Source organism: Petrotoga halophila DSM 16923 (assembly GCF_002924615.1).
In genome coordinates this window covers 1-8,025 of record NZ_JALY01000071.1, presented here as the reverse complement: position 1 = coordinate 8,025, position 8,025 = coordinate 1, and the positions used below count along the sequence as shown (strand labels likewise).

Annotated in this window: 6 protein-coding genes and 1 pseudogene; 5 read left to right on the top strand and 2 right to left on the bottom strand. The window is 33.4% G+C overall.

Annotation, left to right across the window (positions count from 1 at the left end; translation table 11 throughout):
* Together AA81_RS03325 and AA81_RS03320 are read left to right on the top strand one after the other, a co-directional pair.
* Nucleotides 1-615: pseudogene (locus AA81_RS03325) on the top strand (ATP-dependent zinc metalloprotease FtsH); the annotation flags it as partial.
* A gap of 16 nt (nucleotides 616-631) precedes the next feature.
* The gene (locus AA81_RS03320) at nucleotides 632-1,297 is read left to right on the top strand and encodes an HAD family hydrolase (RefSeq protein ID WP_103898190.1); all 666 of its coding nucleotides are present in this window, start codon (nucleotides 632-634) and stop codon (nucleotides 1,295-1,297) included.
* A 120-nt stretch (nucleotides 1,298-1,417) separates the two neighbouring features.
* Here AA81_RS03320 and AA81_RS03315 read toward each other — a convergent pair whose 3' ends face one another.
* Nucleotides 1,418-3,295, bottom strand: a complete 1,878-nt coding sequence (locus tag AA81_RS03315; RefSeq protein WP_103898189.1) for a BMP family ABC transporter substrate-binding protein — start codon at nucleotides 3,293-3,295, stop codon at nucleotides 1,418-1,420.
* Between the two features lie 203 nt (nucleotides 3,296-3,498).
* The gene (locus AA81_RS03310) at nucleotides 3,499-4,224 is read right to left on the bottom strand and encodes a metallophosphoesterase family protein (RefSeq protein ID WP_103898188.1); all 726 of its coding nucleotides are present in this window, start codon (nucleotides 4,222-4,224) and stop codon (nucleotides 3,499-3,501) included.
* Nucleotides 4,225-4,514: 290 nt separating this feature from the next.
* Between AA81_RS03310 and AA81_RS03305 the strand changes: the two genes are divergently transcribed.
* From AA81_RS03305 to AA81_RS03295, 3 genes are all read left to right on the top strand, one after another.
* Entirely contained in the window at nucleotides 4,515-5,339 is an 825-nt protein-coding gene (locus AA81_RS03305) for an SDR family oxidoreductase (protein WP_103898187.1), read from the top strand.
* An 84-nt stretch (nucleotides 5,340-5,423) separates the two neighbouring features.
* Nucleotides 5,424-6,842, top strand: coding sequence for an NADP-dependent phosphogluconate dehydrogenase (gene gnd, locus AA81_RS03300; protein WP_103898191.1), 1,419 nt, complete (start codon nucleotides 5,424-5,426; stop codon nucleotides 6,840-6,842).
* A 17-nt stretch (nucleotides 6,843-6,859) separates the two neighbouring features.
* A complete protein-coding gene (locus tag AA81_RS03295) occupies nucleotides 6,860-7,888 on the top strand; it encodes a D-isomer specific 2-hydroxyacid dehydrogenase family protein (protein WP_103898186.1) in 1,029 nt (342 codons plus the stop codon).
* The last annotated feature ends 137 nt before the right edge of the window (nucleotides 7,889-8,025 follow it).

Genomic DNA, 8,025 nt, shown 5'->3' with positions numbered 1-8,025 from the left:
TATTTATTGCCTAATACCGACCCTGTTTATAAGATTACTATAATTCCAAGGGGTGCAGGTTCATTAGGTTCTACTTTACAAATTCCTGAGAAAGACAAATATCTGATTAAAAAATCTGAAATACTTGATAGAATCGTTGTAGCCCTTGGAGGAAGAGCAAGCGAGAAATTAGTGTTTAATTTTGCTACTACCGGCGCTAAAGACGATCTAAGAAAAGCTACGGACTATGCAAAATCCATGATTTATAGGTTAGGAATGTCCAAAAAAATGGGGCCGGTGTATTGGGAAGGAGAAGAGGAAGAAATATTTTTGGGAAGTGAATTGACAAAACAAAAGAATTACTCGGAAGAAACCGCTAAAGAACTTGACGTTGAGGTCAAGAAAATAATTAACTCTATGTATGATAAAGCTGTTGATTTGCTTAAACAAAATAAGGAGAGGCTTGATCTTCTAGCTTCTTATATTTTTAAAAAAGAAACGATCTATGGAGAAGAATTCAAGAAGCTTATGAGCAAAGACCTTGAAGAATTAAAAGAATATATTGGGGGCGAAAAAGAGATAAATGAATTTCTTAAAATAGATGTTGTGAAGCATGTTAGCTATCAACCTGTGTGAAGGTGAGGAGAAAATAATGGTAAGAGCTATTATTTTTGATATGGATGGGGTCATCATTGACAGTGAACCCATTAATTATAGTGCAAATAAAAGAATTTTTGAAGAACTGGGAATCCCAATGAATAAAAGTTTATATAGTAATTATATAGGCGTAAGCAACCAAGAAATGTGGCAAGATTTAAAAAATGAATACGATCTACAGCAAAGTGTTGAAGAATTGGTCGAAAAACAAAACTTCGAGAATTTGGAATTATTAAAAGAATGTGCTAAAGAACCTATAGAAGGTGTAATAGAGCTATTACAGACACTGAAAGAAAACAATTATAAAATAGCTTTGGCCTCTTCCTCGCCGATGAGATTGATCAAAGAAGTTCTTTGCACGTTTGACATTGAGAAGTATTTTGAAGTTGTGGTGAGTTCAGAATACGTTGCTCGTGGCAAACCTAAACCTGATATTTTTATATACACGGCTGGTTTGTTAAAGGTTAAACCATACGAATGTGTAGTTATAGAAGACTCAAAGAACGGTGTTAAAGCGGCAAAAGCTGCTGGAATGAAGTGCATAGGTTTTAAAAACCCCAACTCACTCAATCAGGATCTATCGAAAGCAGATTTAGTGGTGGAAAATATGAGAGAAATAACTTTGGAATTGATAGAAAAGTTAGAAAAAGTGGAAGCTTAAAATTAAGAGATTTTTAAAATCACTCGTTGATGAAAGATATCCGGCAACGTTTGAACTTGACTCATAAGCGTTGTGATAAACTAAGAAAGGATTTAGATCAACGAAATTCGGTATCCATTTTTAGGAATAATAAACGTTGTCTACAAACCAATCCATTTTCATTAGTTCTTCGTCTTCGATATCTTCGCATTCTGAGACTTTCATATTGCCTTCCTTATCAAAAATACCTCCCCTGAAAGGATGGAACCTATTTCCCATAATATCTGCTTTCACAGTGTCAACAAGGTTTTTTGTTGTAGAAGGAACTATTTCACTTATAGGGGACAAACAAACGACCCCGCTCTTAAGCCCACCCCAAAAGTTCTCAATCTTTTCTGAACCGGAAAACAACCTAAATAAAGAGAAATTTGATCCCCTTAATACATCTTTAATGATGTTTTCATAATAAACTCCCCAATTCCATACCACGGAGGTTAAATGGGTGGTTGGAGCATAATCTTTCATATTAATATGGTAACCAATAGTATATACACCATATTCTTCTCCAACTTTGCAAACTTCTGGAGAATCTTGATGATGGGTTAAAACATCCACTCCAATTTCATTTATCAAATACTCTGCCGTGTCTCTTTCATATTCTATATTGCGCCAAGTATTCGTCCATCCAACAAATACTTCTGATTTTGGATTGACGGCCTTTGCCCCTAAAGCAAAGGCATTTATTCCCATTATAACTTCAGGTATACCGTAGGAAGCAACGTAACCTATTTTATTGTTGGATGTCATAGCCCCTGCTATCATTCCAGAGAGGAATCTTGGTTCGTACATACGACCAAAATATGTATTAATATTCTTTGTAGTACGATATCCCGAAAAATACATGAATCGAACATTCTGAAATTCCTTTGTTTTCTGATTTTGTAAGAAGTCAAAACTTGTAGAAAATATTAGATCGAACTTTTCTTCTTCAAGTTTATCTAATATTCTTTCATACGTTTTTAAATCAGAAATATTTTCAAAATACTTTGTTATTATTTCACTTCCTAAACGTTTTTGAACGTACCTTCTTCCCAATTCATGAGAATATGTCCATGCAGACTCCTCTATTGAAGTATTATAAAGGAAAGCTACTTTTAATGTCTTCCCTGCGAAAATCTGAGGTAATTTGAATAAAGGTTCTGATGGTTTACCTAGACGTTCCTCTAATTCTTCTAATAACTCATTAACCTGCTCCCTCATTTCTCTTTCAATAACAGGAATGTTCTCCAAACCAAATTTTTTTAGATATTCTAAAAAGGCCTCTTCTTCAGTAAGCGAAATCGTGTCCTTAGCAATTTCCCTATACAGTTTTCTAAATAGAAGATATACTGAATTAACCAATTCATCATATTTATTCTCAATGAATTCACTTTTTTTCTCATAATCTTTGATTAAATCGTACAGTTCTTTGAATTTGCCTTCTTTGTTGAACCAGATTATATTAATTTTTGTCTTTTTATAAAAATCTAGAAATTCATAGTAGATTCTTATTTCAGGATTGTTTTCATCCCATTTTGGGATCAGCCTAGTAACTTCACCACTGATTGAAAAAGCGTCTGAATATTTCAAAACGCTTACCCTTTTGTTTCCTTCAACAATATAAAACCAATTCATATACTCGTAGGCTGTTACAGGATCCCTTATTCCTTCAGATATATGAGCTTCATACAAATTAATCCATTTACTTGCAAATTCTGAATCAATTTTCATTAAGGGATAAAAATTTGCTGAAAAAGATAGTGAGCGAGAATGGTAATATGTTCCTTTGATCCTTTCTATAGGGATATCTATAAGACCAAGCTTTTCTTCCTTAATTATTTCAACATTGTGGATGATGTCTTCTAAACATGGCAGATATCCTTCTTTCCCTTTTGAAATATTAGCCAAAAAGTCTTTCTTTGCTAATCTATTAGCTTTTTCATACTCGCTTCTGCTGAGACTTCTTGAAGTTCTATACATTATGTTAGCCCCCTTTTTTTGTGGCTATATACTCATTTTAGAAACTTTACGAATGGCGCCCCTTAAAAACTCCAAAACCCAATTTTGTTTAAAAAAGATTTTTTGTCCAGAATAGCAAAACCTTTTAAGGATATATTTTTATAAGAGTAATTCAATAATACAACATAATAATTAAAATTTCGTTTAAAGGAATTAATTACTTTCTAAATTAAAATGATCTTTGGACTTATCTTTTTATAAGTACAAATTTCTATAACTTCTTTTTTTTCTTCATCGTACTTTATTAATTTGTAAGGTACCGCATTTATTAAATAAGAAATATTATTTAAGAATTTAATTTCGAAATCAAGTTCTTGGAAATCATATCGCGGATGAATATGACCATATATCCAAATTTTTGGAAATGTCTTAAGATAAAACTCCCCCAAGGCTTCTGAAGGTGTATGAGATTGACCGTATTTTTTTATCGTATTTTTAATATAAGGAGGATTGTGTGTAACCATTATATCGATTTGCTTGTACTTATTACCTTTAAAGATTGTACTGAAACGTACCTCTCTTTTAAATTTATTAATATCTCTTTCTTTGAAATAAAAAGGTCTATAACCATGAGCTAGAGCACCGGAAAATCCTGCTACTATAATGTCTTTGCCTATGAATTTTTTTAAGTTAACTATGCCATGATTTAAAACATAAACTCCTTTGTATACCTTTGAGAAAGAGTTATTTTCTTCTTCGTATAACTTATAATACTTTTTATCATGATTACCGTGTACCATCAAGCTTAAGGATGGTTTGAATTCGTTCATCACGTAATCAATGTATTGTGGAGAAAGATCTCCTGCACAAATAAGTAAGTCAAACTTTTTCTTGTCTTTATTTGTTAAGTATACTTCCTCGTCAGAAATGGCAATTATATCTATCATCATTTTAATTCCTTTTTATTAAAAGACTCTATAAAATTATTTTATCAAAAAATAGAGATAAGTTGAAATTTTGTATTATTATAAGGTCAACATTTTCTACATTGGCTTTGCTTTTTAATATAACAGAAAGTCTTCCATGGCTGCAACATTATTTCTTTGAATTATCAACGATTAGAAGTAATTTGAGACAATTAGAAAGAATTATAGTCGAATATTGTATAGATAATTAATTTCATTTTAGAACGAATTAATTGTATAATATAAATAAGAATTCATAAAAGGAGATGATCAACGTGAGTAAAGTCGAAGATTACTTTAACGTGGAAGGCAAAGTAATAGCGATAACGGGTGGAGCCGGTGTTTTATGCTCTGAAATGGCTAAGTCCTTGGGAGAAGCAGGTGGGAAGATTGCTATAATGGATCTTTCGGAAAAAGCTATGGCTATGTTAAGCAATGAATTAACAGAGAAAGGTGTTGAACACATAACGATTGAAACTAACGTCTTGCAAAAAAATGATTTAGTAAGAGCAAAAGATGAAATTCTCAAAACATTTGGTAAAATAGATATACTGATAAATGGGGCAGGTGGCAATAAACCTGAAGCAACAACAAGTAAAGATAAATCTTTTTTTGAACTCCCAGAAGATGCAGTACAGTGGGTTTTTAACTTGAACTTCTTGGGAACGTTTTTGGCAAGTCAAGTGTTTGGAGAATATTTTGCGGAAAAAGGTTATGGAGAGATAATAAATATCTCATCGATGAACGCATTTAGGCCCTTGACAAACATCCCTGCTTATTCTGCAGCTAAAGCAGCTGTGAGTAATTTTACACAATGGTTAGCGGTTCATATGAACCACAACTATTCGAAAAAAATAAGGGTCAATGCAATAGCTCCGGGATTTCTGTTAACTAATCAGAATCGATTCTTGCTGACCAATGAAGACGGTAGTTTAACCCAAAGGGGAAATCAAATATTGAATCATACACCTATGGGAAGGTTTGGAGAACCTAAAGATCTAATTTCTACAGTGATGTGGTTGATAAGTGATAGTTCTGAGTTTGTTAACGGTGTTGTTGTTCCAATAGATGGAGGTTTCGCTGCTTATAGTGGTGTATAATATATATTTTTGTTTATAAAAGCTATAAGGCCCAATTGTACGTGTGAAAGTCAATTTACTAAAAAAATAGAAGGAGTTGATAAAATGGATCAACAAAAAAGCGATATAGCGGTTATAGGGATGGCGGTGATGGGGCAGAATCTTGCTTTAAACATGGAATCAAAGGGTTTTAAGGTATCCGTTTACAATAGAACAAATGAAAAAACTAAAAGATTTGTTGAAGAAAGAGGAAAAAATAAAAATATTCAAGGGACTTATTCCATTGAAGAACTTGTTAATTCATTAAAAACACCAAAAAAGATTATTTTAATGGTTAAAGCTGGCAAACCGGTTGATGATGTAATCGAGGAGCTTTTACCTTATTTGAATAAGGAAGATATAATCATAGACGGAGGAAATTCTTTTTATAAAGATACAGACAGGAGATACGAAGAATTACATAAAAAAGGAATAAGATTTTTAGGAACCGGTATAAGTGGAGGGGAATACGGCGCATTACACGGTCCATCCATCATGCCTGGGGGAGATGAATCCGCATATGAAGAGGTAAAAAATATACTCGAAGCTACTGCTGCTCAAACAGAAGATGGTCCATGTGTTACTTACCTTGGTCCCAAATCAAGTGGTCATTATGTAAAAATGGTTCACAACGGGATAGAGTACGCCATCATGGAATTGATAGCAGAAACATACGATATTATGAGGAAAGTGCTTAAAATGACTCCTCTGGATATGAGTGAAGTATTTAAAGAATGGAACGAAGAACACAAATCTTATTTGATGGAAATTACTTATAAGATTTTAGAGTGGAAAGACGAAGAAACTGGTCAACCAATTGTTGACATTATTCTAGATAGCGCAAAGCAGAAGGGTACAGGGAAATGGAGTGTTCAAGACTCTTTAGACTTGAATATTTCCATACCCACCATAAACGCTGCCTTAAATGCAAGAACCTTATCCTCAATAAAAGATGAAAGGATGAGGATTGGAGAGATATATGAAACCCCCATCGAAATGAATTTAGACGAAAGCTTTATAAATTCCCTAAGGGATGCTTTGTATATTTCAACGATAATTGCTTACGCAGAAGGTATGAAGTTATTGCAAGTTGCATCCAAAGAATATACGTATAATTTAGATTTATCAGAAGTTGCAAGAATTTGGGAAGATGGGTGTATAATTAGATCCGCATTTTTAAAACCAATCCAAAGAACATTTAAAAATGATCCCAATTTAGTAAATTTGATAATTTCTGACGAATTCAAAAGTGATTTTAAGGAGAAAATTCCAAAGTTGAGAGAGGTAGTTTCCCAGATCAAAAAAGCGGGTATACCTATTTCTGCTCTAAGTTCGGCTCTTGATTATTTTGATGGATTAAGTTCAAAAGAGCTGCCCGCGAATTTGATTCAGGCACAGAGAGATTATTTTGGGGCTCATACATACGAAAGAAGGGACAAAGAGGGAATATTCCACACAGAATGGCAAGATATACATAATATATAAAAAAAGGGGGTAAAGAGGTGTCGGAAGACAATACTAACATCGCAATAGTAAATTCCAGCACTTTTGGTATATATTTTCCTGATTTAATGCAAAGATTAAAGAAGATAGGTATCGTTGAAAGAATAACGGTGGACCCTAAAATACCGGCGAAAGAGTTAGCAGCCAAATTGAAAGGTTTTAAGTTTGTTATAGCAAGCGTCACACCAAATTTTACTTCAGAATTTTTTCAATACAATAAAGATGTAAAACTAATCGCTCGCCACGGTATTGGATACAACAATGTGGATATAAAAGCTGCCACGGAAAATGGCGTTATGGTTACAAGGGTTCTTGGTATCCACGAAAGAGATTCCGTTGCAGAACTTGCTATTGCATTGATTCTCATATGTCTGAGACAAATTATTCCTGCGAATAAGGCGGTTGAAGAAAATAAATGGCAAGATAGAAAAAATTTTGTTGGTGATGAACTATCAAAATTGACGGTAGGAATAATTGGTTATGGAAACATTGGAAGCCGTGTGGCTGAGATAGTAAAAGAGGGATTCGGCTCAAAAGTAATAGCGTATGACCCTTATATAGCTGACAAGGTTATAGAAAAAACTGGGGTAACACCTGTAAGTTTTGAAGAACTTTTAAAAACATCCGATGTAATAAGCCTGAACGCTTCTTTAAATGAAGGGAACTATCATTTTATAAACAAAAGAGCTTTCAACCTAATGAAAAACGGGGTTGTAATAGTTAATACGGCAAGAGGAGAATTGATAAACCAGAATGATTTCATAGAGGCTTTAGAATCAAAGAAAGTTTCCGCTGCAGGGCTTGATGTATTAGATGAAGAACCAATAAACCCAAATAATCCATTATTGAAATACCCTAATGTGTATATATTGCCTCATATAGGAGGATATGGAAAGTATTCGTTAAGAAAAATGGATGAAAAAATGGTTGAAGATATAGAAAAGTTGATGAAAGGTGAAATTCCTGAACAAATAGTTAACCCTGAAATTATAGAAAAAATTATAACACAATTCAAAGGTAGAAAATAAGTTATTAGTTTAAGGTAATCTGCAGGGCCAAATTGGGATGTGAGGAGCAAAACGAAGGAGTGAAGACTCCTTAATCTTTATGGTCGAATAGCAATTCGAAGGAGTCGATATTCCTTAATTCTTAATGGGTGGGGAGC